Raw genomic sequence first — 23,152 nt, forward strand, 5'->3', positions numbered from 1 at the left:
GCACGGCCCATGGACATCATCCCGCTGTGCAATTCGCGCGATCTGCAGGACGGCGGCGAGGCCGTGCCCTTCGACGTCCTGTACCTCGGCCAGACCTGCCGGGCCTTCGCCATCCGCTACAACGGCCAGGCCCATGCCTACCTGAACCGCTGTTCCCACGTGCCGATGGAGCTCGACTACCAGCCCAACCGCTTCTTCGACCACACCGGCGAATGGCTGATCTGCGCCACCCATGGCGCCGTGTACCGGCCCGACACCGGGCAGTGCGGCGGCGGGCCGTGCCGCGGCGGGCTGGTGAAAATCGAGCTTTCGGAATTCGACGGCGTGGTCCACTGGCATACTCGGGCCCAGTTGTTGCCTGTTGTTTTTTAGTCTTTTCTTTCGCCACGAGTTCCCCAACATGACCGATCCCCATCTTCCCGGCAGCCCCGACCGGGAGCCGACCTTCTCGTCCGCGCCGCCCAGCGGCCCGGCTGCATCGCCGCCACCCGGACAGGCGGTCGGCTGGGAACGTGCCGCGCTGGAGAAACTTGCCTTCGCCGCGCTCGCCGAGCAGAAGGCCACGCGCCGCTGGAAGACCTTCGTGCGCCTGGCCTGGCTGGCTTTCTTCGTCATCGTGGCCTGGATGGGGCTGTCCAAGGCCCAGCCCACCGCCGACAAGACCACCGCGCACACGGCCGTGGTCGAGATCAAGGGCGAAATCGCCGCCGGTGCCGATGCGAGCGCCGAATTCGTGATCGCCGCGATGCGTAGCGCTTTCGAGGACGAAGGCGCCCAGGCCGTGGTGCTGCTGATCAACTCGCCAGGCGGCAGCCCGGTGCAGGCCGGCATCATCAACGATGAAATCCGCCGCCTGAAGGCCCTGCACAAGAAGCCGGTCTACGCCGTGGTGGAGGAAACCTGCGCCTCGGCCGCGTACTACATCGCCGTGGCCACCGACCAGATCTTCGTCGACAAGGCCAGCATCGTCGGCAGCATCGGCGTGTTGATGGACGGCTTCGGCTTCACCGGCCTGATGGAAAAACTCGGCGTCGAGCGCCGGCTGCTCACCGCGGGCGAAAACAAGGGCTTCCTCGATCCGTTCAGCCCGCAGACCGAAAAGCAGCGCGCCTACGCCCAGGCCATGCTCGACCAGATCCACCAGCAGTTCATCGGCGCGGTCAAGGCCGGCCGTGGCGACCGCCTCAAGGAAACGCCTGAAACCTTCAGCGGCCTGTTCTGGAGCGGTCAGCAGGCCGTGGAGATGGGTTTGGCCGACCACCTCGGCAACCTCGACTACGTGGCCCGCGAAGTGGTCAAGGCCGAGGAACTGATCGACTACACGCGCCGCGACAACGTGGCCGAGCGCCTGGCCAAGCGCTTCGGCGCGGCCATCGGCGAAGGCAGCGTGCGTGCGCTGCGTTCGCTGCCGGCCCTGCGTTGAGACTTGATCAGCGGCCGATCGCGAAGACGGCCGGCTGACCCGTCACGCGTTCCGACAGATTGCGCTGCTTCCAACCCTTGGCGCTGTCGCTGAGGATGGTCTGCACCGACAGCGTGAGTCCACTGCTCACGGCGAGCCGGGTGTTGTGCTGCAAAGTTTGTAGCAGTGCCTGCAGCAGGGCCGCGTTGCGGTAGGGCGTTTCGATGAACAACTGGGTCTGGCCGGTCTTCAGGGCCAGCGATTCGAGTTCGCGGATGCGCTGGCCGCGTTCCGTCGCGTCCTGCGGCAGGTAACCCACGAAGGCGAAGTTCTGGCCGTTGAGCCCGCTCGCGGCGAGCGCCAGCAGCAGCGACACCGGGCCGACCAGCGGCCGCACCTCGAGGCCGAGCGCATGCGCTGCCCGGACCACCGAGGAGCCCGGATCGGCCACCGCCGGCATGCCGGCTTCGCTCAGCAGACCCAGGTCGAAACCCTGCAGCGCGGGTGCGAGCAAGGGCGTGGCGTCGAAATTGCCGCCGTGGTCGCCCTTCTTGTGTACTTCGCGCGGCAGTTCCTGGATGTCCAGCGCCTGGATCGGTTGCGCCAGCGGCACGATCTCGTTCACGCGCTTGAGGTAGGCGCGGGTGGACTTGGCGTTTTCGGTGATCCAGTGCTGCAGGCCGGCTGCGGCCTGCAGGGTGCCCAGCGGCAGGGCGTCGGTCAGCGGTGCCTGGGTCTCGCAGCCGAAATCGAGCGGCGCGGGCACGAGGAAGAGGCGGCCGCGCTGCAGGGCGGGCGCGCTCACAGCAGTTTCACGCCGGCGGCGCGCAGCAGTTGGCAGGTGCGGATCAGCGGCAGGCCGATGAGCGCCGTCGGGTCGTCGCTGTCGATGGCGTCGAGCAGGGCGATGCCCAGGCCCTCGCTCTTGGCGCTGCCGGCGCAGTCGTAAGGCTGCTCGGCCTGCAGGTAGGCTTCGATCTCGTCGTCCGACAGCGCGCGAAACACCACGCGCACCGGCGCCAGCGCGCTTTGCGCAAAGCCGGCCTCTGCACAGACCACGGCCACGGCGGTCTGGAAGATCATGGTCTGGCCGCGCATGCGGCGCAATTGCGCCACCGCACGGGCATGGTCGCCGGGTTTGCCGAGCGGCTCGCCATTCAGATCGGCGACCTGGTCGGAACCGATGACCACGGCCGAAGGATGTTGGCGTGCCACGGCCTGGGCCTTGGCCAAAGCCAGTCGCTTGGCAAGATCGTGCGGGGTTTCGCCCGCGCGCGGCGTTTCGTCGACCTCGGGCGCGACCACGTCGAACGGCAGGCGCAGGCGCTGCATGAGTTCGCGGCGGTAGGGCGAGGTCGAGCCCAGGATCAGCTTGCGGGTAGGGGAATGGGGCGTGGAAGGCATGCTTTGATTCTCTTACACTGCGCCAATGAAAAAAGACAGCTTCGCCATTCCGCTCGACGTGCGAGCGTTTGCCCAGTCATCCGGCACGCGTTCCGCGCACGATACGCTACAAAAATACGAGCGCCTGATGGAGGAATCGCAAGGGCAGGGTGCCGATTTGGCGGTCAATTGGTCGGCGCAAGGCGAGATGCGTGCCGTGCCCGGCGAGCCCTCCGAGATCTGGCTGCACCTGCAGGCTGACGCCACCGTGCCGGTGACCTGCCAACGTTGCCTGCTGCCGGTGGAGATTCCGCTGGTGGTGGACCGCGCCTTCCGTTTCGTCGCCGACGAGGAAACCGCGGCCCTGCTCGACGAGGAAGCCGAGGAGGAAGTGCTTGCGCTCGATCCGGCGTTCGACCTGGCCGCACTCATCGAAGACGAATTGCTGATGGAAATGCCGCTCGTGCCACGCCACGAGGTGTGCCCGACGGAGGTGAAGCTCGAAGTGGCGGACGAGGATTTCGAAGCGGCATTGGCCGACAAGCCCAAGCCGTTCGCGGCGCTCGCCAGGCTCAAGGGCGGCAAGCCGCACTGAATCGGCCGGCGACGCCGGAGTCGCCACCGAAGAGGACTTGGGCTATAATCAAAGGCTTCGCGCGAAAAGGCTGGGTCAGTTCTTTTGTCGCATTTCCTCCCATCTCAACCGTTTAAATTTTTTTAAACGCATTTATCCAGGAGCCGATCATGGCAGTCCAACAGAACAAGAAGTCCCCGTCCAAGCGTGGCATGCACCGTTCGCACAACGCACTGAACGTACCCGGCATCGCGGTCGAGCCGACCACGGGCGAAACCCACCTGCGCCACCACATCAGCCCGAACGGTTTCTACCGCGGTCGCCAGGTCCTGAAGAACAAGTCCGAAGCCTGATCGGCTTCCGGCCCTTTTCTCTTTCCGGCATTCGCATGCAGGCCCGTCGCTACGGTGCAAGTAGCCACGGGCCGTTTTTGATGGCTGTCCTTTCCTGTCAGCAGTGCCCGGACCGCGTCGATCCCGCATGATCACCATCGCTGTCGATTGCATGGGGGGCGACCACGGCCCCCAGGTCACGCTGCCGGCGTGCCGGCAATTCCTCGATCTTCACCCTGATGCCGAGTTGCTGCTCGTGGGCCTGCCCGCGAGCCTGGCGGCGTTCTCGCACGCCCGTGCCAGGGTCGTCGCCGCCAGCGAAGTCGTCGGCATGGACGACCCGATCGAAGTCGCCCTGCGCCGCAAGAAGGATTCCTCGATGCGGGTGGCGATCCAGCAGGTCAAGGACGGTGCCGCCCAGGCCGCGCTGTCGGCCGGCAACACCGGCGCGCTGATGGCCATCGCCCGCTACGTGCTGAAGACGCTCGACGGCATCGACCGGCCGGCCATCGCGGGGCAGATTCCAAATGCCAAGGGCGGCGCCACCACGGTGCTCGACCTCGGTGCCAACGTCGATTGCACGGCCGAGCACCTGCTGCAGTTTGCCGTGATGGGCTCCGCCCTGGTGTCGGTGCTCAGCGACAACGAAAACCCCACGGTCGGCCTGCTCAACATCGGCGAAGAGGCGATCAAGGGCAATGAAATCATCAAGCAGGCCGGCGAACTGCTGCGCGCCGCGGGCCTGGCCGGCGACCTGAACTTCTACGGCAACGTCGAGGGCAACGACATCTTCAAGGGCACGACCGACATCGTGGTCTGCGACGGCTTCGTCGGCAATGTGGCGCTGAAGACCAGCGAAGGCCTGGCGACGATGATCGTCAACTTCCTCAAGGCCGAGTTCTCGCGCAATGCCTTCACCAAGGTGGCGGCGGTGCTGGCCTATCCGGTGCTCACGGCGCTGAAGAAGCGCATGGATTACCGCCGGCACAACGGCGGCGCCTTGCTCGGCCTGCGCGGGCTGGTGTTCAAGAGCCACGGATCGGCCGATGCCTTCGCCTTCGAGCAGGCCCTGAACCGGGCGTATGATGCGGCTCGCCATCAACTGCTGGACCGTGTCCAGGCACGTATCGCGCATGCTGCACCGCTGTTGTCGGGTGCCGATGCGGTGGTCGCGCCGGAGGCGGTCGCATCGACCAATTTATGAGACGTTATTCGCGCATCACCGGCACCGGCAGCTATCTCCCGCCCCGCCGCCTGACCAATGCTGACCTGGCCGCCGAACTGGCGACCCGCGGTGTGGAAACCTCCGACGAATGGATCGTCGAGCGCACCGGCATCCGTGCCCGCCACTTCGCCGCCCCAGACGTCACCAGCAGCGACCTCGCCCTGCCTGCCGCGCAGAGCGCGCTGCAGGCCGCGGGCCTGGACGCCAAGGACATCGACCTGATCATCGTCGCCACATCCACGCCGGACATGGTGTTCCCGTCGACCGCCTGCATCCTGCAACACAAGCTCGGCGTCGCCGGCTGCGCGGCCTTCGACGTGCAGGCCGTGTGCAGCGGCTTCGTCTACGCGCTCACCGTGGCTGACGCCATGATCCAGACCGGCGCGGCCAGCAAGGCGCTGGTGATCGGCTCGGAAGTCTTCTCGCGCATCCTCGATTTCTCGGACCGCACCACCTGCGTGCTGTTCGGCGACGGCGCGGGCGCTGTGGTGCTCGAGGCGTCCGAAACGCCGGGCATCCTGGCCAGCGACCTGCACGCCGATGGCAAACACGTGGGCATCCTCTGCGTGCCCGGCCATGTGTCCGGCGGCGAGGTGCTGGGCCTTCCCCTGCTTAAGATGGACGGCCAGGCCGTGTTCAAGCTGGCCGTGGGTGTGCTGGAGGAAGCGGCGCGTGCCACGCTGGCCAAGGCCGGCAAGACCGAGGCCGACATCGACTGGCTGATCCCGCACCAGGCCAACATCCGCATCATGCAGAGCACGGCCAGGAAGCTCAAGCTGCCGATGGACAAGGTCATCGTCACGGTGGACCAGCACGGCAACACCTCGGCGGCGTCGATTCCGCTCGCGCTCGACGCCGGTGTGCGCGGCGGCAGGATCTTGCCGGGTCAGACCCTCATGCTCGAAGGCGTGGGCGGTGGCTTCACCTGGGGCGCGGTGTTATTGAATCTATAGCAGCCTGCGCAGATGTCATCTGTGCTGGCGGCTGTTTCGATCTGAAATCATGAAATCTTTTGCATTCATCTTTCCGGGCCAGGGCTCGCAATCCGTGGGCATGCTCGATGCGTGGGGCGAGCATCCCGTGGTCGCCGAGACGCTGCGCGAAGCCTCCGAAGCCCTGGGCGAAGACGTCGGCCGGCTGATCCAGGAAGGCCCCAAGGAAACCCTGGCGCTGACCACCAACACCCAGCCGGTGATGCTGGTGGCGGGTGTCGCCGCCTACCGCGTCTGGATGGCCGAAGTCGGTGTGGCGCCTTCGGTGGTGGCCGGTCACTCGCTGGGCGAATATTCGGCGCTCGTCGCTTCGGGCGTGCTCACGCTGGCCCAGGCCGCGCCGCTGGTGCGCTTCCGTGCCCAGGCCATGCAGGACGCGGTGCCGGTCGGCACCGGCGCCATGGCGGCCATCCTCGGCATGGATGCGCTGAAAGTCATTGCCGGCTGCGCCGAAGTCACCGCGACGCTGCGTGCCGAAGGCCAATCCCTTGAGATCGTCGAGGCCGTGAACTTCAACGACCCCGCCCAGACCGTGATCGCCGGCAGCAAGGCCGCGGTCGAGAAGGCCTGCGAAGTGCTGAAATTACAAGGTGCGAAGCGCGCCTTGCCGCTGCCGGTGTCGGCACCTTTCCATTCGAGCCTGATGCGGCCCGCCGCCGAGAAGCTGCGCGTGAAGCTGGCGGACACCACGTTCGCCGTGCCGCAGATTCCGCTGGTCAACAACATCGACGTGTCGGTGGAGACCGATGCCGACCGCATGCGCGACGCCCTGGTGCGCCAGGCTTACGGCCCGGTGCGCTGGGTGGAGTGCGTGGCGGCGATCAAGGCGCGTGGCGTGCACACGCTGGTCGAATGCGGGCCGGGCAAGGTGCTGGCCGGCATGGCCAAGCGCATCGATGCCGAACTCACCGGCCTGCCGCTGTTCGACGCCGCAACGCTGGCCGAAGTCAAGACTCAACTGGAAGGTGCTGCAGCATGAGCGAACCCATCGTTTTCGCAGGCCAGGTGGCCCTCGTCACCGGCGCCTCGCGCGGCATTGGCGCGGCCATCGCGCTGGCGTTGGCGCAGCGCGGCTTGAAGGTCATTGGCACCGCCACCACCGACGAGGGCGCGGCGCGCATCGACGAGGCGTTGGCGGCCTTTCCGGGCAGTTGCGGCCGCAAGCTCAATGTGAACGACGCCACGGCCGAAGCCGCGGTCGAGGCGCTGGCCAAGGAATTCGGCGGCCTGCAGGTGCTGGTGAACAACGCCGGCATCACGCGCGACACGCTGGCCATGCGCATGAAAGACGAGGACTGGGACGCGGTGATGGATACCAACCTGCGTGCCGTGTTCCGCATGAGCCGCGCCGTGATGCGCACGATGATGAAGCAGCGCTACGGCCGCATCATCAGCATCACCTCGGTGGTCGGTGCCTCCGGCAACCCCGGCCAAGCCAACTACGCCGCGGCCAAGGCCGGCGTGGCCGGCATGACCCGCGCGCTGGCCCGTGAACTGGGTTCGCGCAACATCACCGTGAACTGCGTGGCGCCCGGCTTCATCGACACCGACATGACCGCCAGCCTGCCCGACGAACAACAGAAGGCCCTGCTTTCGCAGATCCCGCTGGGCCACCTGGGCAAGCCGGCCGACGTGGCCCATGCGGTGGCCTATCTGGCCTCGCCCGAAGCCGCCTACGTGACCGGCCAGGAGCTGCACGTCAACGGCGGCATGTACATGTAGGCGCGAGCCGACTTTTTCGAAGAACCCAGCCGTTAAATCCGTTCGGCAGCCGCGCCGGGGTCAAAACCCCGGGCGCGGCTAAAATCACGGATTCTTTTTACAACCCTCAGAGGGAACCATGAGCGATATCGAAGCACGCGTTAAGAAAATCATTGCAGAACAACTGGGTGTGGAAGAAACCCAGGTCACCGCCGAAAAAGCTTTCGTGGCCGACCTCGGCGCCGACTCGCTCGATACCGTGGAACTGGTCATGGCCCTGGAAGATGAATTCGGCATCGAGATTCCCGACGAAGACGCCGAGAAGATCACCACCGTGCAGAACGCCATCGACTACGCCACCAGCCACCAGAAGGCCTGATGCGGTTGCAGCGCGGTGCGCAGGCATCGCGCGGCATGATTCCGCCCTGTTGGCGGCTAACCAACCCAAATACTTATGACCCGTCGTCGTGTCGTCGTTACAGGCTTAGGCTGTGTCAGTCCCGTGGGCAACACGGTGGCCGACTCCTGGCAGGCCTTGCTGGCCGGCCAGTCCGGCATCGATTTCATCCAGAGTTTCGACGCGACCCCGTTCGCGTGCAAATTCGGCGGTGAAGTCAAAGGCTTCAACATCACCGATCTGATTCCCGAGAAGGAAGCGCGCCACATGGACCGCTTCATCCACCTCGGCCTGGCCGCGGCCATCGAGGCGGTGGCCGATTCGGGTCTGCCCACCGGCGACGCGCTCGGCGAGGAAGAAGCCACGCGCATCGGTTGCAACATCGGCTCCGGCATCGGCGGTCTGCCGATGATCGAGAACACGCATGCCGAACTCGTGGCCCGCGGCCCGCGCCGGGTCTCGCCGTTCTTCGTGCCCGCGTCCATCATCAACATGATCTCGGGCCATGTGTCGATCAAATTCGGCTTCAAGGGCCCGAACCTGGCGGTCGTCACCGCCTGCACCACCGGGCTGCATGCGATCGGCCAGTCGGCGCGCATGATCGAATACGGCGACTGCGACGTGATGATCGCAGGCGGCGCCGAATCCACCATGTCGCCGCTGGGCATCGGCGGTTTCGCCGCAGCCCGCGCCTTGAGCTTTCGCAACGACGACCCCAAGACCGCATCGCGCCCCTGGGACAAGGACCGCGACGGCTTCGTGCTCGGCGAAGGCGCGGGAGTGGTCGTGCTCGAGGAATACGAACATGCCAAGGCCCGTGGCGCCAAGATCTACGCCGAAATCGTGGGTTTCGGCCTGACCGGCGATGCCTACCACATGACCGCGCCCGACGTGGACGGCCCGCGCCGCTCGATGCAGATGGCGTTGAAGAACGCCGGCGTCAACCCGGACCAAGTCGACTACCTGAACGCGCACGGCACGTCCACGCCGCTGGGCGATCTGAACGAAACCAATGCCATCAAGCTGGCGCTGGGCGACCATGCGAAGAAGACGCTGGTGAATTCGACCAAGTCGATGACCGGCCACTTGCTCGGCGGTGCCGGCGGGATCGAGAGTGTGTTCACCGCACTCGCGGTTTACCACCAGAAGAGTCCGCCGACGATCAACATCTTCAACCAGGATCCGGAATGCGACCTGGACTACTGCGCCAACACCGCGCGTGATGTGAAGATCGACATTGCCGTGAAGAACAATTTCGGTTTTGGCGGCACGAACGGCACGCTGGTCTTCAAGCGCGTCTGATGCCACGCCCGGCCGCTTTCTCCACCGCGGGCCGCGGCCTGGCACGATCCTTCTGAAGCTCCCGGCTTGAACCATGCACAACGCCCCATCGGTCAGTTATCCGGTGGGGCGTTCGCTTTTTTTCGGCCGGCTGCTGCTCGCCATCTGGCTGTTCGCCGCGGCACTGGCGGCCTGGTGGTGCCTGGGGGCAGCGGCCATGGGCTGGCGCCAGTGGCTGGTGTTGGCGTGCCTGCCGCTGGCCGGCGGGGCGGCCTGGTCGAGCTGGCGTGCCATGGTGCCGGGCGAACTGCGCTGGGACGGCCAGGTCTGGCTCTGGAACCCGGGCGAACAGGCCGAACCGGCCCGGCTGGAGCTGCATCTCGATCTGCAGGACCGGCTGTTGCTGTGCCTGCATCTGGACAGTGGCCACCGGCTGTGGTGCTGGCTCGAATGGACGAACATGCCCGAACGCTGGGGCGATCTGCGCCGTGCGGTATATTCGCGCGCCGAATCACGGGCCGTGTCGGACGATGCGCAACCGAATGCCGTCAAGCCCGCGGCGCCCGCCTCGCCTGAAACATGACCACCACGCCGCCTCCTGTCGAGCCGCCCCCGCCTGCCGCATCCGCCGTCGCCACCGACAGCGACCTGATGCTGGTCGAGCGCACCGTCGCGGGCGATCAGCGCGCGTTCGAATTGCTGGTGATCAAGTACCAGCGCCGTATTCAGCGCCTGATCGGGCGCATGGTGCGCGACGTGGACCTGGTGGAGGACATCGCGCAGGAAACCTTCATCCGTGCCTACCGCGCGCTGCCGAAATTCCGCGGCGATGCCCAGTTCTACACCTGGCTCTACCGTATCGCCGTGAATACGGCGAAAAAGACACTGATGGATTTCAAGCGCGACCCGACGGTCAGCGAAGCCGCTTTACGCCCGTCCGACGACGAAGATGAAACTTCCCGCCGGGAAAGCGAACCAATCAGCTACGAGACCCCTGACACAGTGCTGGCGGCCCAGCAGATCTCGGCCATGGTGAATGCGGCCATGGAGGCGCTGCCCGAGGATTTGCGCCAGGCGGTCACGTTGCGAGAGATCGAAGGCATGAGTTATGAAGACATCGCGGAAGCCATGAACTGCCCCATCGGCACGGTGCGTTCGCGCATCTTCCGGGCGCGCGAGGCGATATCCGCCCGCGTCAAGCCGCTGCTGGAAAACCAGGCGGGCAAACGATGGTGAACCGGATGGCGAAAGAGGAAGGGCGGGGCAACAATGGCCTGAAGCGTGCTCGCAGGGCAGGAATGAGGTGATTCAGATGGATACGGAACATAGCTTGAACAAACACGAAATGCTGTCGGCGCTGGCTGACGGCCAGTTGCGCGGCACCGCTTTCGCGCAGGCCGTCGACCACGTTCTGCACGATGACGAGGCCCGCGCCACCTGGCACCGTTACCACCTCATCGGCGACGTGTTGCGTTCGGGTGAGCTGGCGCGGTGTGAAGGCGACGGCGCCTTTCTCGCGCGCCTGCAGGGCCGGCTGAAGCAGGAGCCCGGCTTCGCGCGTCCCGTGCCCGTGGAACAGCCCTCGCAGGTGGCGGTCGCCGATGCCGTGGCCGGGCGGGCCAATGGGGCCCCGGTGTCCACGGCATTGCCGATGGCTGCCAACGAGCCTGCCTTCCGCTGGAAGATGGTGGCCGGATTCGCCTCGATGGCCGCAGTCGCGGCCATCGGCTGGAACCTGATCGGCGCACCCGGCATGCCCGGCGCGTCGCAGGCCTCCTCGCAGCAGATCGCCTTGGTGTCGGCCCCCACGCTGGCCAGCGTCTCGAGTGAACTCGGTCCGATGGCGGCCGCCTCGCCGATCCAGCTCGTGCAGTTCTCCGCGCCGATGCCGGCCGCCGCGCCGGTGCCACCCAGCCAGACCGTCCAGGCCGTGACGTTGCCCGGCGGGGAGCCGCAGGTCATGATCCGCGACCGCCGGCTCGACGAGTTGATGGCCGCGCACAAACAGTTCGGCGGCACCTCGGCGCTGCAGATGCCCGCTGGCTTCCTGCGCAATGCCACCTTCGACGCCCCCGCGCGCTGAGGCCACGGTTCCTGAAAGCCTGTGATGCGAACTGAGTTTCTCGCCAAGACGCTGCTGGTGCTGGCCTGCGGGCTTGCCGGTTGGCCGCTGGCCGCGCAGCCGGTGTCGCCCGCCGCGCCCAAGGCCGAGCCTCAGGCGGCCGGCGAACCGGGTGCCGAACGCAGCGTCAGCGACTGGCTGCTGCGCATGCACAACGCTTCGCGCAAACGTGCCTATGTGGGCACCTTCGTGGTTTCCTCGGGCTCGGGCAGCCTGTCGAGCGCCCGCATCTGGCACGTATGCAACGGTGACCAGCAGATGGAGCGTGTCGAGACGCTCACTGGCGCGCCGCGCTCCACCTTCCGCCGCAACGACCAGGTGATCACCTTCCTGCCCGACAGCAAGGTGGCCCAGACCGAACGCCGCGAATCGCTGGGCTTGTTTCCGAACCTGCTGCAGACCGGCGACTCGTCGATCCCCGAGTTCTACGGCGCCAAGCGTGTCGGCAGCGAACGTGTGGCCGGCTTCGATGCCGACGTGGTGCGCCTCGTGCCCAAGGACAAACTGCGTTACGGCTACCGCATCTGGAGCGAGAAGAAAAGCGGCCTGGTGGTCAAGCTGCAGACGCTGGATACCGACGGGAGCGTGCTCGAGCAGGCCGCCTTTTCCGAACTGCAGCTCGATGCGCCGGTGCGCATGGACAAACTCGCGGCCATGATGGGCAACACCGCCGGCTACCGGATCGAGAAGGTCGAGATGCAGAAGACCACGGCGCTGGCCGAGGGGTGGTCGCTCAAGGGCGCTATTCCCGGCTTCAAGCCGATGAGCTGCTTCAAGCGGCCTACGGGCGCCGGCGCCCCGTCCGCGGACGCCGCTCCCGTGGCGGCCGGCAAGCCGGATGGCACGCTGCAATGGATTTTTTCCGACGGCCTGGCCTCGGTCTCGGTGTTCGTCGAGGATTTCGATCCGGCACGCCATGCGCACGAAGGTTTCATGGCCATGGGTGCCACGCAGTCGCTGTCGCAGCACGTCAACGACTGGTGGATCACCGTGGTCGGCGAAGTACCGCCGCAAACGCTGAAAGCTTTTGCGCAAGCCCTTGAGCGCAGCAAATAAACCACCATATCCTGCTGCAGCCGCAGCTGAAAAAATGCACCCGTGCGGCGCGCATGGAAGCCGGCCGCCCCGGCTGACCCACACCCGATTCCTGGAAAAAAAGGCCCGAAGATGTTGCAAGTCGATCTGAAGAAAATGCGTTCCTTCGCCCTGGCGGGGATGATGGCCGTGGCCGCCTCGGCGACGCTGCTGCCCGCGCAGCCGGTGTGGGCCCAGACCCGCACCTTGCCCGACTTCACCGACCTGGTGGAACAGGTGGGGCCCTCGGTGGTCAACATCCGCACGCTGGAGAAGGCCTCGGCCAAGGCCGATGGCGCCAACGGCATGGACGAGGAGATGCTCGAATTCTTCCGCCGCTTCGGCGTGCCGATTCCGGGCCAGCCGAACCAGCCGCGCCAGGCGCCGCGGCCTCCGCGTGCCGACCCGGACGAGGAGACACCGCGCGGCGTCGGCTCGGGCTTCATCCTGAGCACCGACGGCCTGATCATGACCAACGCCCATGTGGTCGAAGGCGCGGACGAGGTCATCGTCACGCTGACCGACAAGCGCGAGTTCAAGGCCAAGATCATCGGCTCCGACAAGCGCACCGACGTGGCCGTGGTCCGCATCGAGGCCACCGGCCTGCCCGCGGTCAAGCTCGGCGACGTGGGCCGGCTCAAGGTGGGTGAGTGGGTGATGGCCATCGGCTCGCCCTTCGGCCTGGAAAACACCGTGACGGCCGGCATCGTCAGCGCCAAGCAGCGCGATACCGGCGACTACCTGCCTTTCATCCAGACCGACGTGGCGATCAATCCCGGCAACTCCGGCGGCCCGCTGATCAACATGCGCGGCGAAGTGGTCGGCATCAACAGCCAGATCTATTCGCGCTCGGGTGGTTTCATGGGCATCTCGTTCGCGATTCCCATCGACGAAGCCACGCGTGTCAGCGAGCAATTGCGCACCACGGGCCGCGTCTCGCGTGGCCGCATCGGCGTGCAGATCGACCAGGTCACCAAGGACGTGGCCGAGTCGATCGGTCTGGGCAAGCCGCAAGGCGCGCTGGTGCGCGGCGTCGAAGCCGGATCGCCGGCCGAGAAGGCTGGCGTGGAAGCGGGGGACATCGTGGTCAAGTTCGACGGCAAGGAGATCGCCAAGTTCTCTGACCTGCCGCGCATGGTGGGCAACACCAAACCCGGCACCCGGAGCGTGCTGACGGTGTTCCGCCGTGGCAGTACCAAGGACCTGACGGTGGTGATCGCCGAGATCGAGGCCGACAAGCCCGTGAAGAAGGCCGTCGACAAGGAAGACAAGCCCAAGGCATCGCCCGGCGGCCAGTTGCTCGGCCTGGCCATCAGCGACCTCACCGACGCGCAGAAGAAGGAGCTCAAGCTCAAGGGCGGCGTGCGGGTCGATGCGGCCACCGATGGTGCCGCACGCGCCGGCGTGCGCGAGGGAGACGTGATCGTGGCCATTGCCAACACCGAGATCGCCAGCGTGCGCGACTTCGAGGCGGCGGTCGCCAAGACCGACAAGACCAAGCCGGTCAACATCCTGTTCCGCCGGGGCGAATGGGCCAGTTATGCGCTGATCCGGCCGAGTCGCTGAGCGGCAGGCGCTGGGCCAAAGCCCCCAAACCAGGCTGGGGTTTGGGGCTTTTCCGGGCGTTCGAAGGCTCCAGCAACGGCTGTAACAAAAATTTCTCAGGGCGGTTCGGCCTGGCTTCAAGTTTGCGGATGCTAACTTTCGGATCTGGCTAATGACGATTTTGGATAGAATCGGGCCCTGGCTCTAGCCATTATGAGCATATCGAAAACCCTGGAAACCACCATGCGGTACGGAATCCTGCGGCTCACAGGCGATCCACAGATCACCCACAAGTTGTTCAGATAACTATCCACCGTAACTGTGAATAAGCTGTGTATAAAAACCATGTTGTGACCTTGCAACGCTCCCTGATCGACCCGGCGCGGGGTTTGCGAAGCGTGCTTTTTGCCTACAATGAAGTCCCAGCTATCGCAGTTGCCAAAGATTGTTGGTTCAGGGCGCGTTTTCACGAACGCGCCCTTTTTTCTTTTCCGCGCCTATTAAATTCAATTACTTAAAGCGTCTCGTTGATGAATCACATCAGAAATTTTTCCATCATCGCGCACATCGACCATGGCAAGTCAACACTTGCTGACAGGTTGATCCAGCGTTGCGGCGGACTCGCGGAGCGCGACATGGAAGCCCAGGTTCTCGACTCGATGGACATCGAGAAGGAGCGTGGGATAACTATCAAGGCGCAGACCGCCGCACTGCGCTACAAGGCCCTCGATGGGCAGGTCTACAACCTCAATCTGATCGATACACCGGGCCATGTGGACTTTTCCTACGAGGTCAGTCGTTCGCTGTCGGCATGCGAAGGTGCATTGCTTGTCGTGGACGCTTCGCAAGGCGTCGAAGCGCAGACCGTGGCCAACTGCTACACGGCGCTCGAGCTCGGTGTCGAGGTGTTGCCGGTGCTGAACAAGATCGACCTGCCGAACGCCGATCTGGACAACGCGCGTGCCGAGATCGAGGACGTGATCGGCCTGGACGCCACCGATGCGATCCCGTGCTCGGCCAAGACCGGCGTGGGCATCGACGAGATCCTCGAGGCCGTGGTGGCCAAGGTGCCGCCGCCCAAGGGCAATCCGAACGCGCCGCTGCGCGCCATGATCATCGACAGCTGGTTCGACCCGTATGTCGGCGTGGTGATGCTGGTGCGCGTGGTCGATGGCCGGCTCGGCCGCGGCGAACGTTTCAAGATGATGGCCTCGGGCGCGGTCTACAACGCCGACAACCTCGGCGTGTTCACGCCGGCGAGCCAGCCGCGCGAATCGCTCGAGGCGGGCGAGGTGGGCTTCATCATCGCCGGCATCAAGGAACTGCAGGCCGCCAAAGTAGGCGACACCGTCACACTCGAAAAGAAGTTGCCGAACAACCTGGGCCCGGCCACCGAAGCGCTGCCCGGCTTCAAGGAAATCCAGCCGCAGGTGTTCGCGGGCCTGTACCCGACCGAAGCCAGCGAATACGACTCGCTGCGCGACGCGCTCGAGAAGCTCAAGCTCAACGACGCGTCGCTGCAGTACGAGCCCGAGGTCAGCCAGGCGTTGGGCTTCGGCTTCCGCTGCGGCTTCCTCGGCCTCCTGCACATGGAGATCGTGCAGGAGCGGCTCGAGCGCGAGTTCGACCAGGACCTGATCACCACGGCGCCCAGCGTGGTCTACCAGGTGATGAAGAGCGACGGCGAAACCATCATGGTGGAGAACCCGTCGAAGATGCCCGATGTCGGCAAGATGGCCGAGATCCGCGAGCCCATCGTCACCGTGCACCTGTACATGCCGCAGGAATACGTGGGCGTGGTGATGACACTGGCCAACCAGAAGCGCGGCGTGCAGATGAACATGGCCTACAAGGGCCGCCAGGTGGTGCTGACCTACGAGATGCCGCTGGGCGAGATCGTGCTCGACTTCTTCGACAAGCTCAAGTCGGTGAGTCGCGGCTACGCTTCGATGGACTACGAGTTCAAGGAGTACCGCGCGTCCGACGTGGTCAAGGTCGACATCCTGCTCAACGGCGAGAAGGTGGATGCGTTGTCGATCATCGTGCACCGCTCGCAGTCGCAGTACCGCGGCCGCGCCGTGGTGGCCAAGATGCGCGAGATCATTTCGCGGCAGATGTTCGACGTTGCGATCCAGGCGGCCATCGGGGCCAACATCATCGCGCGTGAGACAATCAAGGCCCTGCGCAAGAACGTTCTGGCCAAGTGCTACGGCGGTGATATCTCGCGCAAGAAGAAGCTCCTCGAAAAACAAAAAGCCGGCAAGAAACGCATGAAGCAAATCGGCTCCGTGGAAGTGCCGCAAGAGGCCTTCCTGGCCATTCTGCAAGTAGAAGACTGATGCAAATCCTGACCTCGATCATTTTGGCGGCCTTCGTGGGCTACGCCGGCGCCTGGTATTTCGGGCAACTCGAAGGCAACTTCGCGCTGTTGTTGTTCCTGGCCACCGTGGTCACCGGCCTGTACTGGCTGGCCGAACGTCTCTACTTCGCGCCGCGCCGCCGCCAAGCTGCCGCCACGCTGGAGGCCGACTTCACCCGACGCCAGGGCGAGCTCAACAAGATGGGCATCAATCAGGTCGACAACACCACGGCCGAAGCGCGCAACCGCATCCTCGCGCAGCCCTGGTGGCTCGATTGGACCGCCGGCCTGTTCCCGGTGATCCTGATCGTGTTCCTGCTGCGCTCCTTCCTGTTCGAGCCGTTCAAGATCCCGTCGGGCTCGATGATCCCGACGCTGCTGGTCGGCGACCTGATCCTGGTCAACAAATTCCACTACGGCATCCGCCTGCCGGTGCTCAACACCAAGATCACCGAAGGCACGAAGCCGCAGCGGGGCGACGTGATGGTGTTCCGCTACCCGCCCAAGCCGAGCCTGGACTACATCAAGCGCGTGGTCGGCGTGCCCGGTGACGAAGTGGCCTACCTCAACAAGCGCCTCACCATCAATGGCCAGGCCGTGCCGACGACTTCCGTGCCGGAGTTCTTCGACGAGGACACGATGCGGTATTTCAAGCAATACGAGGAGCAGCTCGGCGGGCAGCCGCACCGCCTGCTCAACGACGACGAGCGGCCGGCCTTCGTGCCCGGCGTGGACGATTTCCCGTTCAAACAGAACTGCCGCTACACCGTGGAAGGCGTAACCTGCAAGGTGCCTGAAGGCCAGTATTTCATGATGGGCGACAACCGCGATAATTCGCTCGATTCGCGCTACTGGGGTTTCGTGCCCGATAAGAACATCGTCGGCAAGGCGTTTTTCATCTGGATGAACTTCAGCAGCCTCAAGCGCATCGGCTCGTTCCATTAACCGAAGGAAAAGCTCGTCATGAAATATCCGCCGAAGCGCAACCAGCGCGGCATCTCCTTTCTGGGCTTGGTGGTCATGGTGGCGCTCGGAGTTTCGATCTTCATCGTGGGCGCCAAGGTGGTGCCGACGGTGATCGAGCACCAGGCGATCCTGAAAGCCGTTGAAAAGGCCAAGACAGGCAACACCGTGCCCGAAGTGCGCAGCATCTTCGACAAGGCCGCCACCATCGACGACATCTCCTCGATCAGCGGTAAGGACCTGGACGTGAGCAAGAACGGCGACAAGGTCGTCGTGAGCTTCGCCTACAACAAGGAAATCGAATTGTTCGGCCCGGCCTACCTGCTGATCAAGTACGCCGGACACTCCAAATAGCGTGAACGACGGACTTCTGGCGCTACAGCAACGGCTGCAGCATGTCTTCAAGGACGAGCGGCTGCTGGTACGCGCCACCACGCACCGCAGTTTTTCAGCCGACCACAACGAGCGGCTCGAGTTCCTGGGCGATTCGGTATTGAACCTGGCCGTGGCCAGCCTGCTCTACGCGCGGCTCAGTGCCATGCCCGAGGGCGACCTGTCGCGCGTGCGCGCCAGCCTGGTCAGGCAGGATACGCTGCACCTGCTGTCGGTCGAGATGGGCCTGCCCGCGGTGTTGCGCCTGGGCGAGGGCGAGGCCAAGTCCGGCGGCAGCAAACGGCCGTCGATCCTGGCCGACGCGCTGGAAGCGGTGATCGGCGCGGTGTACCTCGACGCGGGTTACGACGTGGCGGAAAAGCTGGTGCACCGCCTGTTCCAGGCCGTGCAGATCAACGCCGAACTGGCGGCGACGGCCAAGGACTCCAAGACCGAACTGCAGGAATGGCTGCAAGGCCGCAAAATGAAGCTGCCGGCCTACCGCGTGGTGAGCACGCTGGGCGCGGCGCACCGGCAGACCTTCGATGTGGAATGCGAGATTGTCGAGCTGGGACTGGTGGAGCGCGGCATCGGCGGCTCCAGGCGCGCCGGTGAACAGGCCGCGGCCGCGGCCATGCTGGCCAAATTGAACTCCAAGCGCTAACCTCTGCGCAGAAGGCCCCCATGAATCCGACCGAAAACACGACCTCCGCCGACGCGCCCGAGCCCGACCAACCAGAGAACCTGGAGGCCCAGCTGAGCGCCATCGACGGCATGTTGTCGTCGCTGAAGAAGGCGCCGGGCGACAGCCTCGTGCCCGTGGCAGAGCAACGCTGCGGCCTGGTGGCCATCGTCGGCAAGCCCAACGTCGGCAAGTCGACGCTGCTCAACGCCCTCGTCGGGCAGAAGATCAGCATCACCTCGCGCAAGGCCCAGACCACGCGCCACCGCATCACCGGCATCCGCACGCGTGGCGCGACGCAGTTCGTCTTCGTCGACACGCCGGGCTTCCAGACACACCACAACAACGCGCTGAACCGTTCGCTCAACAAGACCGTGCTCGGCGCCGTGGGCGACGTGGACCTGATCCTGTTCGTGGTCGAGGCCGGCAGCTTCACGCTGGCCGACGCCAAGGTGCTGTCGCTGCTGAAGCAGGACATCCCGGTGCTGCTGATCGCCAACAAGCTCGACAACATCCACCGCCGTGCCGAGATCGCGCCCTGGCTGAAGACCATGCACGAGCGCCACGCGTTCGCCGAATTCGTGCCGATGTCGGCCAAGAACGCCAAGGACATCGAGCGCCTGTTCGACATCTGCGCCAAGTTCCTGCCGCAGCAGGCCTGGTGGTATGCCGAGGACGAACTCACCGACCGCAGCGAGAAATTCCTGGCCTCCGAGACGGTGCGCGAGAAGCTGTTCCGCCTGACCGGCGACGAGCTGCCCTACACCTCGACCATCGTCATCGACAAGTTCGAGGAAGAGCCGCCGGCCAAGAAGGGGCAGAAGCGCCTGTTGCGCATCGCCGCCACCATCGTCGTCGAACGCGACGGCCACAAGGCCATGGTGATCGGCGACAAGGGTGAACGCATCAAGCGCATCGGCATGGAAACCCGTGTCGAGCTAGAGAAGGCGCTCGATGCCAAGGTGTTCATCGAGATGTGGGTGAAAGTCCGCTCCGGCTGGGCGGATGACGAAGCCAGAGTCCGCAGCTTTGGTTATGAGTGACCCGTGGCGACCCGGCGTCCCCACGAAGAACCCGCTTATGTGCTGCACCGCTACGACTGGAGCGAGTCGAGCCTGATCCTGGACGTGTTCACGCGCCACCAGGGCCGCGTGGCGCTGGTGGCCAAGGGGGCGAAGAAGCCCACCTCCAATTTCCGGCCCATCCTGCTGCCGCTGCAGCCGCTGCGTGTCAGCTTCGGCGGGGAGTCCGAGATCCGCAACCTCAAGGGCGCGGAATGGGTGGGCGGGCATGTCATGCCGACGGGCGATGCACTGCTGTCCGGGCTCTACCTCAACGAACTGCTGATGCGCTTGCTGGCGCGCGACGATCCGCATCAGGTGTTGTTCGACGCCTATGCGGCCGTGGTGCAGGTGCTGGCTTCCGAGCATGGGGAGGCGCTGGAGCCGGCGCTGCGCGCCTTCGAACTGCTGCTGCTGCGCGAGATCGGCCTGCTGCCCCTGCTCGACGCGCAGACGCTGACCATGGCCCCGCTCATCGGTGCCGAACGCTACAGTCTCGTCCCCGAAGGCGGGCTGCGCCAGAGTCATGCGGACGACCGGGCCAGCTTGAGCGGCGCGCAGTGGCAGTCGCTGCAACGCGGGCTGCAAGACGGGGCTCCGTTTCTCGCGACGCTGCGCGCCTGCGCCGAGGTGGCGAATGGTTTGAAGCCGCAATTGCGTGCCCTGCTGCACTACCATTGCGGTGTCGCCACGCTGCACACGCGGCGGATGATGATCGACCTTCAATCGCTGTAAAAAATCGCCGTAGTCGCTGCCATGTCAAAAACTGCTCTCTCCGTCAACATCAACAAGGTCGCGCTGGTGCGCAACACGCGCCACCTCGGCATTCCCAGCGTGACGCGCGCTGCCACGTTGTGCCTGGAGGCCGGCGCGCACGGCATCACCGTGCATCCGCGGCCCGATGAGCGGCACATCCGCGCGGCCGACGTGCCCGAGCTGGCGGCCCTCATGAAAAACTGGCCGGGCCGAGAGTTCAACATCGAAGGCAATCCGTTCCAGAACCTCATGGGTTTCATCCGCGATGTGCGGCCCACCCAATGCACCTTCGTGCCCGACAGCGAAGACCAGTTCACCAGCGACCACGGCTGGGATCTGGACAAGGACGGCGAACGCCTGCGCCCGCTGATCCGGGAGGCACAGTCGCTCGGCGTGCGCGTGAGCCTGTTCATGGATCCGCAGGCGGATGCCATGGCTGCGGCCAAGGCCGTGGGCGCGGACCGCGTCGAGCTCTACACCGAAAGTTTTGCGAGCGCCTTTGGTACGGCTCGAAATGATGAGGTTTTTGCGCAGTTTGCGCAGGCTGCACAAGCGGCGGCTGCTATCGATTTGGGAGTGAATGCGGGCCACGACCTGAGCCGCGACAACCTCACCGCCTTCCTGCGCGCCTGCCCGGCTGTGCGGGAGGTGTCGATCGGCCATGCCCTCATCGCCGACGCGCTCGAGCTCGGCTACGCCGCGACGGTGCGCGACTACCTGCGCTGCATGGCCGAAGCCTGAGAGCGCAGCGCATGATTTTCGGCATCGGCACCGACATCTGCGACATCCGTCGCATCCGCGCAAGCCTGGAGCGGCATGGCGACCGGTTCGCCGAAAAGATCCTGAGCGACGCCGAGCTCGCCACCTGGCGCGCCCGCGGCGCGAGGTGGCCCGAGCGCGGCGTGCGTTACCTGGCCACACGCTTCAGCGCCAAGGAGGCCTTCAGCAAGGCCATCGGCCTGGGCATGCGCATGCCGATGACCTGGCGGCTGTGCGAGATCGGCAACCTCAAGAGCGGCCAGCCGGTGATCGTGCTGCACGACGGGCTCAAGGCGTGGTTCGAGGCCCAGGGCCTCAGCGCCCAGGTGACCGTGACCGATGAGAGCGAATACGCCGCGAGCTTCGTGGTGGTGGAAAAAAATTGAACCTGGAGACACCATGCACCAGCACGCCCCCGTCATCCTCGACATCGCCGGCACCCGCCTGAGCGCGGTCGACCGCGAGCGCCTGCGCCACCCGCTCACCGGCGGCCTGATCCTGTTCGCACGCAACTGGCAGGACCGCGCGCAGCTCACCGCCCTGTGCCGCGACATCAAGGCCGTGCGCGACGACGTGCTCATCTGTGTCGACCACGAAGGCGGCCGCGTGCAGCGCTTCAAGACCGACGGCTTCACGCACCTGCCGCCGATGCGCCGGCTCGGCGAGATCTGGATGGAAGACGCCATGCGTGCCACCAACGTGGCCACGGCCTGCGGCTACGTGCTCGCGGCGGAACTGCGGGCCTGTGGCGTGGATTTCAGCTTCACGCCCGTGCTCGACCTTGAATATGGCGAAAGCAGCGTCATCGGCGACCGCGCCTTCCACAGCGATGCGCGTGTGGCGGCCTTGCTGGCCAAGAGCCTGATGCAGGGCCTGCTGCAAGCCGGCATGGCCAACTGCGGCAAACATTTCCCGGGCCACGGCCATGTGCGCGCCGATTCCCATACCGAGATGCCGGTGGACCGGCGCAGCCTCAAGGCCATCCTGGCCGATGATGCCGCGCCCTACGGCTGGCTCAGCACCACGCTCACGGCCGTGATGCCAGCGCACGTGGTCTATCCGAAGATCGACGAGCGCCCGGCCGGCTTTTCGGCGAAATGGCTGCAGGACATCCTGCGCGGCCGGCTCGACTTCCACGGTGCGGTGTTCAGCGACGACCTGAGCATGGCGGCCGCCAGGCGCATCGGCGGACGCGACGTGGGGTACACCGAGGCTGCGCTGGCGGCGCTGCAGGCGGGCTGCGACATGGTGCTGCTGTGCAACCAGAGCCTGGGCGACGGCGCCGCCGTCGACGAACTGCTGGCCGGCCTGGCCGAGGCCCAGGTCAAGGGGCACTGGCAGCCCGAAGAGGCCTCCGAAGCCCGGCGCCGCGTGCTGTTGCCCGTCACACCGTCGCCGGACTGGGACGAACTGATGACACAGCCGGCTTACGTACAAGCCTTGTGGATGGTGCCTTAAGGCCTCACTCCGGCTTGGAGGGGGCTGGTTCTGGCTCGGCGGCCGGCTCCGCCGCCGCTGGCGGTCCAGGGTGCACGGCGGAAGGCTCGCGCGGGTAGGGCGCATGGCGCCAGTGGCGCACCATCTTCTGGAAGATCAAGGTGTTCGGAACGTGCAACTGCGTGTTGGGCTCGGCCGCGTCCACGTCGCGCAGCGTGGTGAACAGCATGTCGATGTCGATCACCTGGCCCCGCGCGCCGGGTTTTTCGCCGCTGTCGATGATCTCGATGTAGTCGCCGATGCGAAACGGCCGCACGGTGAAGATCAACAGCGCGCAGAAGAAGTTCGACAGCACGCTCCACACCGCGAAGAAGGCCACCGCGCCCACGGCCGCGAAGCTGGAGAATGCGGTCCACAACACCGTGGCCGACACGCCCAGGCGTTCCAGGCACATCAGGAAGGCGCCGCCGATGATGAACCAGCGCACCACGCCGCCGATCGGCCGCACCAGCTCCATCGGCAGGTGGTAGAGCCTGGCGGCGCGGCGCAGCAGCCGGCGCACCGTGTGGTGCAGCAGCATGGCCACCACCACGATCAGCAGGATCTGCAGGCCGGGCACGATGACGTCCAGCCACTCATGCGCCCACTCGGGGATGTAGGTCCTGTAGCGGTTCAGCCGCGTGCTGTCCGCCAGGGCGCCGATGTTCGCCCCGATGCTCTGCGACCAGGCCAACT

The 23,152-nt window shown here is 65.5% G+C and carries 27 protein-coding genes; 24 read left to right on the forward strand and 3 right to left on the reverse strand.

Annotated elements, in window-relative coordinates; translation table 11 throughout:
* Nucleotides 1-9: 9 nt before the first annotated feature.
* Both RD110_RS06910 and RD110_RS06915 read left to right on the forward strand, forming a co-directional pair.
* Nucleotides 10-372, forward strand: a complete 363-nt coding sequence (locus tag RD110_RS06910) for a Rieske (2Fe-2S) protein (protein ID WP_076197939.1) — start codon at nt 10-12, stop codon at nt 370-372.
* Nucleotides 373-400: 28 nt separating this feature from the next.
* Nucleotides 401-1,423 carry a S49 family peptidase gene (locus RD110_RS06915; protein ID WP_076197941.1) on the forward strand — a complete coding sequence of 341 codons (1,023 nt, stop codon included), beginning with the start codon at nt 401-403 and terminating at the stop codon, nt 1,421-1,423.
* Nucleotides 1,424-1,430: 7 nt separating this feature from the next.
* On the opposite strand, the gene RD110_RS06920 is transcribed toward RD110_RS06915, so the two are convergent.
* Together RD110_RS06920 and RD110_RS06925 are read right to left on the reverse strand one after the other, a co-directional pair.
* Entirely contained in the window at nt 1,431-2,192 is a 762-nt protein-coding gene (locus RD110_RS06920; protein WP_157900366.1) for an SAM-dependent methyltransferase, read from the reverse strand.
* An 11-nt stretch (nt 2,193-2,203) separates the two neighbouring features.
* On the reverse strand, nt 2,204-2,806 hold the full coding sequence (locus RD110_RS06925; protein WP_076197945.1) for a Maf family protein: 603 nt from the start codon (nt 2,804-2,806) through the stop codon (nt 2,204-2,206).
* Between the two features lie 25 nt (nt 2,807-2,831).
* Between RD110_RS06925 and RD110_RS06930 the strand changes: the two genes are divergently transcribed.
* From RD110_RS06930 to nagZ, 22 genes are all read left to right on the forward strand, one after another.
* A complete protein-coding gene (locus RD110_RS06930; RefSeq protein ID WP_076197947.1) occupies nt 2,832-3,380 on the forward strand; it encodes a YceD family protein in 549 nt (182 codons plus the stop codon).
* A 149-nt stretch (nt 3,381-3,529) separates the two neighbouring features.
* Entirely contained in the window at nt 3,530-3,712 is a 183-nt protein-coding gene (gene rpmF, locus RD110_RS06935; RefSeq protein WP_005794249.1) for a 50S ribosomal protein L32, read from the forward strand.
* Between the two features lie 127 nt (nt 3,713-3,839).
* Nucleotides 3,840-4,895, forward strand: coding sequence for a phosphate acyltransferase PlsX (gene plsX, locus RD110_RS06940; protein ID WP_076197949.1), 1,056 nt, complete (start codon nt 3,840-3,842; stop codon nt 4,893-4,895).
* Nucleotides 4,892-5,869 (forward strand): beta-ketoacyl-ACP synthase III, encoded by a 978-nt coding sequence (locus RD110_RS06945; RefSeq protein WP_076197951.1) that lies wholly within the window; start codon nt 4,892-4,894, stop codon nt 5,867-5,869. The genes plsX and RD110_RS06945 overlap by 4 nt, the downstream gene beginning before the upstream one ends.
* 49 nt (nt 5,870-5,918) lie before the next feature.
* Nucleotides 5,919-6,887, forward strand: a complete 969-nt coding sequence (gene fabD / locus RD110_RS06950) for an ACP S-malonyltransferase (protein WP_076197953.1) — start codon at nt 5,919-5,921, stop codon at nt 6,885-6,887.
* Entirely contained in the window at nt 6,884-7,630 is a 747-nt protein-coding gene (fabG, locus tag RD110_RS06955) for a 3-oxoacyl-ACP reductase FabG (RefSeq protein WP_076197955.1), read from the forward strand. The genes fabD and fabG overlap by 4 nt, the downstream gene beginning before the upstream one ends.
* A gap of 118 nt (nt 7,631-7,748) precedes the next feature.
* Nucleotides 7,749-7,988, forward strand: coding sequence for an acyl carrier protein (gene acpP, locus RD110_RS06960; RefSeq protein WP_076197957.1), 240 nt, complete (start codon nt 7,749-7,751; stop codon nt 7,986-7,988).
* A gap of 75 nt (nt 7,989-8,063) precedes the next feature.
* Complete coding sequence (fabF, locus tag RD110_RS06965; RefSeq protein WP_076197959.1) at nt 8,064-9,308, forward strand: beta-ketoacyl-ACP synthase II; 1,245 nt, start codon at nt 8,064-8,066, stop codon at nt 9,306-9,308.
* Nucleotides 9,309-9,381: 73 nt separating this feature from the next.
* Complete coding sequence (locus RD110_RS06970; protein ID WP_076197961.1) at nt 9,382-9,870, forward strand: hypothetical protein; 489 nt, start codon at nt 9,382-9,384, stop codon at nt 9,868-9,870.
* Nucleotides 9,867-10,523: an RNA polymerase sigma factor RpoE gene (rpoE, locus tag RD110_RS06975; protein WP_076197963.1), complete on the forward strand. Its 657-nt coding sequence runs from the start codon at nt 9,867-9,869 to the stop codon at nt 10,521-10,523. The genes RD110_RS06970 and rpoE overlap by 4 nt, the downstream gene beginning before the upstream one ends.
* Nucleotides 10,524-10,617: 94 nt before the next feature.
* A complete protein-coding gene (locus tag RD110_RS06980; RefSeq protein ID WP_338053086.1) occupies nt 10,618-11,370 on the forward strand; it encodes a sigma-E factor negative regulatory protein in 753 nt (250 codons plus the stop codon).
* 24 nt (nt 11,371-11,394) lie between these two features.
* Complete coding sequence (locus tag RD110_RS06985) at nt 11,395-12,465, forward strand: MucB/RseB C-terminal domain-containing protein (protein ID WP_076197967.1); 1,071 nt, start codon at nt 11,395-11,397, stop codon at nt 12,463-12,465.
* Nucleotides 12,466-12,576: 111 nt separating this feature from the next.
* Nucleotides 12,577-14,049 carry a DegQ family serine endoprotease gene (locus tag RD110_RS06990; RefSeq protein WP_076197969.1) on the forward strand — a complete coding sequence of 491 codons (1,473 nt, stop codon included), beginning with the start codon at nt 12,577-12,579 and terminating at the stop codon, nt 14,047-14,049.
* 509 nt (nt 14,050-14,558) lie between these two features.
* Nucleotides 14,559-16,367, forward strand: coding sequence for a translation elongation factor 4 (lepA, locus tag RD110_RS06995; RefSeq protein ID WP_076197971.1), 1,809 nt, complete (start codon nt 14,559-14,561; stop codon nt 16,365-16,367).
* Nucleotides 16,367-17,332: a signal peptidase I gene (lepB, locus tag RD110_RS07000; RefSeq protein WP_076197973.1), complete on the forward strand. Its 966-nt coding sequence runs from the start codon at nt 16,367-16,369 to the stop codon at nt 17,330-17,332. Before lepA ends, lepB begins: the two co-directional genes overlap by 1 nt.
* Nucleotides 17,333-17,350: 18 nt before the next feature.
* Nucleotides 17,351-17,704 carry a DUF4845 domain-containing protein gene (locus RD110_RS07005; protein WP_076197975.1) on the forward strand — a complete coding sequence of 118 codons (354 nt, stop codon included), beginning with the start codon at nt 17,351-17,353 and terminating at the stop codon, nt 17,702-17,704.
* 1 nt (nt 17,705) lies between these two features.
* The gene (gene rnc, locus RD110_RS07010) at nt 17,706-18,386 is read left to right on the forward strand and encodes a ribonuclease III (protein ID WP_076197977.1); all 681 of its coding nucleotides are present in this window, start codon (nt 17,706-17,708) and stop codon (nt 18,384-18,386) included.
* Nucleotides 18,387-18,496: 110 nt separating this feature from the next.
* Nucleotides 18,497-19,447: a GTPase Era gene (gene era, locus RD110_RS07015; protein ID WP_157900367.1), complete on the forward strand. Its 951-nt coding sequence runs from the start codon at nt 18,497-18,499 to the stop codon at nt 19,445-19,447.
* 3 nt (nt 19,448-19,450) lie between these two features.
* Entirely contained in the window at nt 19,451-20,200 is a 750-nt protein-coding gene (gene recO / locus RD110_RS07020) for a DNA repair protein RecO (RefSeq protein ID WP_076197981.1), read from the forward strand.
* A 21-nt stretch (nt 20,201-20,221) separates the two neighbouring features.
* A complete protein-coding gene (locus tag RD110_RS07025) occupies nt 20,222-20,962 on the forward strand; it encodes a pyridoxine 5'-phosphate synthase (protein WP_076197983.1) in 741 nt (246 codons plus the stop codon).
* Nucleotides 20,963-20,973: 11 nt separating this feature from the next.
* The gene (gene acpS / locus RD110_RS07030; RefSeq protein WP_076197985.1) at nt 20,974-21,366 is read left to right on the forward strand and encodes a holo-ACP synthase; all 393 of its coding nucleotides are present in this window, start codon (nt 20,974-20,976) and stop codon (nt 21,364-21,366) included.
* A gap of 13 nt (nt 21,367-21,379) precedes the next feature.
* Nucleotides 21,380-22,438: a beta-N-acetylhexosaminidase gene (nagZ, locus tag RD110_RS07035; protein WP_076197987.1), complete on the forward strand. Its 1,059-nt coding sequence runs from the start codon at nt 21,380-21,382 to the stop codon at nt 22,436-22,438.
* A 4-nt stretch (nt 22,439-22,442) separates the two neighbouring features.
* On the opposite strand, the gene RD110_RS07040 is transcribed toward nagZ, so the two are convergent.
* A complete protein-coding gene (locus tag RD110_RS07040; protein WP_239467264.1) occupies nt 22,443-23,150 on the reverse strand; it encodes a mechanosensitive ion channel family protein in 708 nt (235 codons plus the stop codon).
* Between the last annotated feature and the right edge of the window lie 2 nt (nt 23,151-23,152).

This window comes from Rhodoferax koreense, assembly GCF_001955695.1.
Taxonomy (GTDB): Bacteria; Pseudomonadota; Gammaproteobacteria; order Burkholderiales; family Burkholderiaceae_C; genus Rhodoferax_B; species Rhodoferax_B koreensis.

Bases quoted from the DNA above. Each gene is read 5' to 3' on its own strand.
- RD110_RS06990 (WP_076197969.1), top strand. From the start codon at position 12,577: ATGTTGCAAGTCGATCTGAAGAAAATGCGTTCCTTCGCCCTGGCGGGG.
- fabD (WP_076197953.1), top strand. From the start codon at position 5,919: ATGAAATCTTTTGCATTCATCTTTCCGGGCCAGGGCTCGCAATCCGTG.
- lepA (WP_076197971.1), top strand. From the start codon at position 14,559: ATGAATCACATCAGAAATTTTTCCATCATCGCGCACATCGACCATGGC.
- rpmF (WP_005794249.1), top strand. From the start codon at position 3,530: ATGGCAGTCCAACAGAACAAGAAGTCCCCGTCCAAGCGTGGCATGCAC.
- nagZ (WP_076197987.1), top strand. From the start codon at position 21,380: ATGCACCAGCACGCCCCCGTCATCCTCGACATCGCCGGCACCCGCCTG.
- acpP (WP_076197957.1), top strand. From the start codon at position 7,749: ATGAGCGATATCGAAGCACGCGTTAAGAAAATCATTGCAGAACAACTG.
- RD110_RS06915 (WP_076197941.1), top strand. From the start codon at position 401: ATGACCGATCCCCATCTTCCCGGCAGCCCCGACCGGGAGCCGACCTTC.
- RD110_RS06910 (WP_076197939.1), top strand. From the start codon at position 10: ATGGACATCATCCCGCTGTGCAATTCGCGCGATCTGCAGGACGGCGGC.
- RD110_RS06945 (WP_076197951.1), top strand. From the start codon at position 4,892: ATGAGACGTTATTCGCGCATCACCGGCACCGGCAGCTATCTCCCGCCC.
- RD110_RS06925 (WP_076197945.1), bottom strand. From the start codon at position 2,806: ATGCCTTCCACGCCCCATTCCCCTACCCGCAAGCTGATCCTGGGCTCG.
- fabF (WP_076197959.1), top strand. From the start codon at position 8,064: ATGACCCGTCGTCGTGTCGTCGTTACAGGCTTAGGCTGTGTCAGTCCC.
- acpS (WP_076197985.1), top strand. From the start codon at position 20,974: ATGATTTTCGGCATCGGCACCGACATCTGCGACATCCGTCGCATCCGC.
- era (WP_157900367.1), top strand. From the start codon at position 18,497: ATGTTGTCGTCGCTGAAGAAGGCGCCGGGCGACAGCCTCGTGCCCGTG.
- RD110_RS07005 (WP_076197975.1), top strand. From the start codon at position 17,351: ATGAAATATCCGCCGAAGCGCAACCAGCGCGGCATCTCCTTTCTGGGC.
- RD110_RS06930 (WP_076197947.1), top strand. From the start codon at position 2,832: ATGAAAAAAGACAGCTTCGCCATTCCGCTCGACGTGCGAGCGTTTGCC.
- lepB (WP_076197973.1), top strand. From the start codon at position 16,367: ATGCAAATCCTGACCTCGATCATTTTGGCGGCCTTCGTGGGCTACGCC.
- plsX (WP_076197949.1), top strand. From the start codon at position 3,840: ATGATCACCATCGCTGTCGATTGCATGGGGGGCGACCACGGCCCCCAG.
- rpoE (WP_076197963.1), top strand. From the start codon at position 9,867: ATGACCACCACGCCGCCTCCTGTCGAGCCGCCCCCGCCTGCCGCATCC.
- fabG (WP_076197955.1), top strand. From the start codon at position 6,884: ATGAGCGAACCCATCGTTTTCGCAGGCCAGGTGGCCCTCGTCACCGGC.
- RD110_RS07025 (WP_076197983.1), top strand. From the start codon at position 20,222: ATGTCAAAAACTGCTCTCTCCGTCAACATCAACAAGGTCGCGCTGGTG.
- RD110_RS06970 (WP_076197961.1), top strand. From the start codon at position 9,382: ATGCACAACGCCCCATCGGTCAGTTATCCGGTGGGGCGTTCGCTTTTT.
- RD110_RS06985 (WP_076197967.1), top strand. From the start codon at position 11,395: ATGCGAACTGAGTTTCTCGCCAAGACGCTGCTGGTGCTGGCCTGCGGG.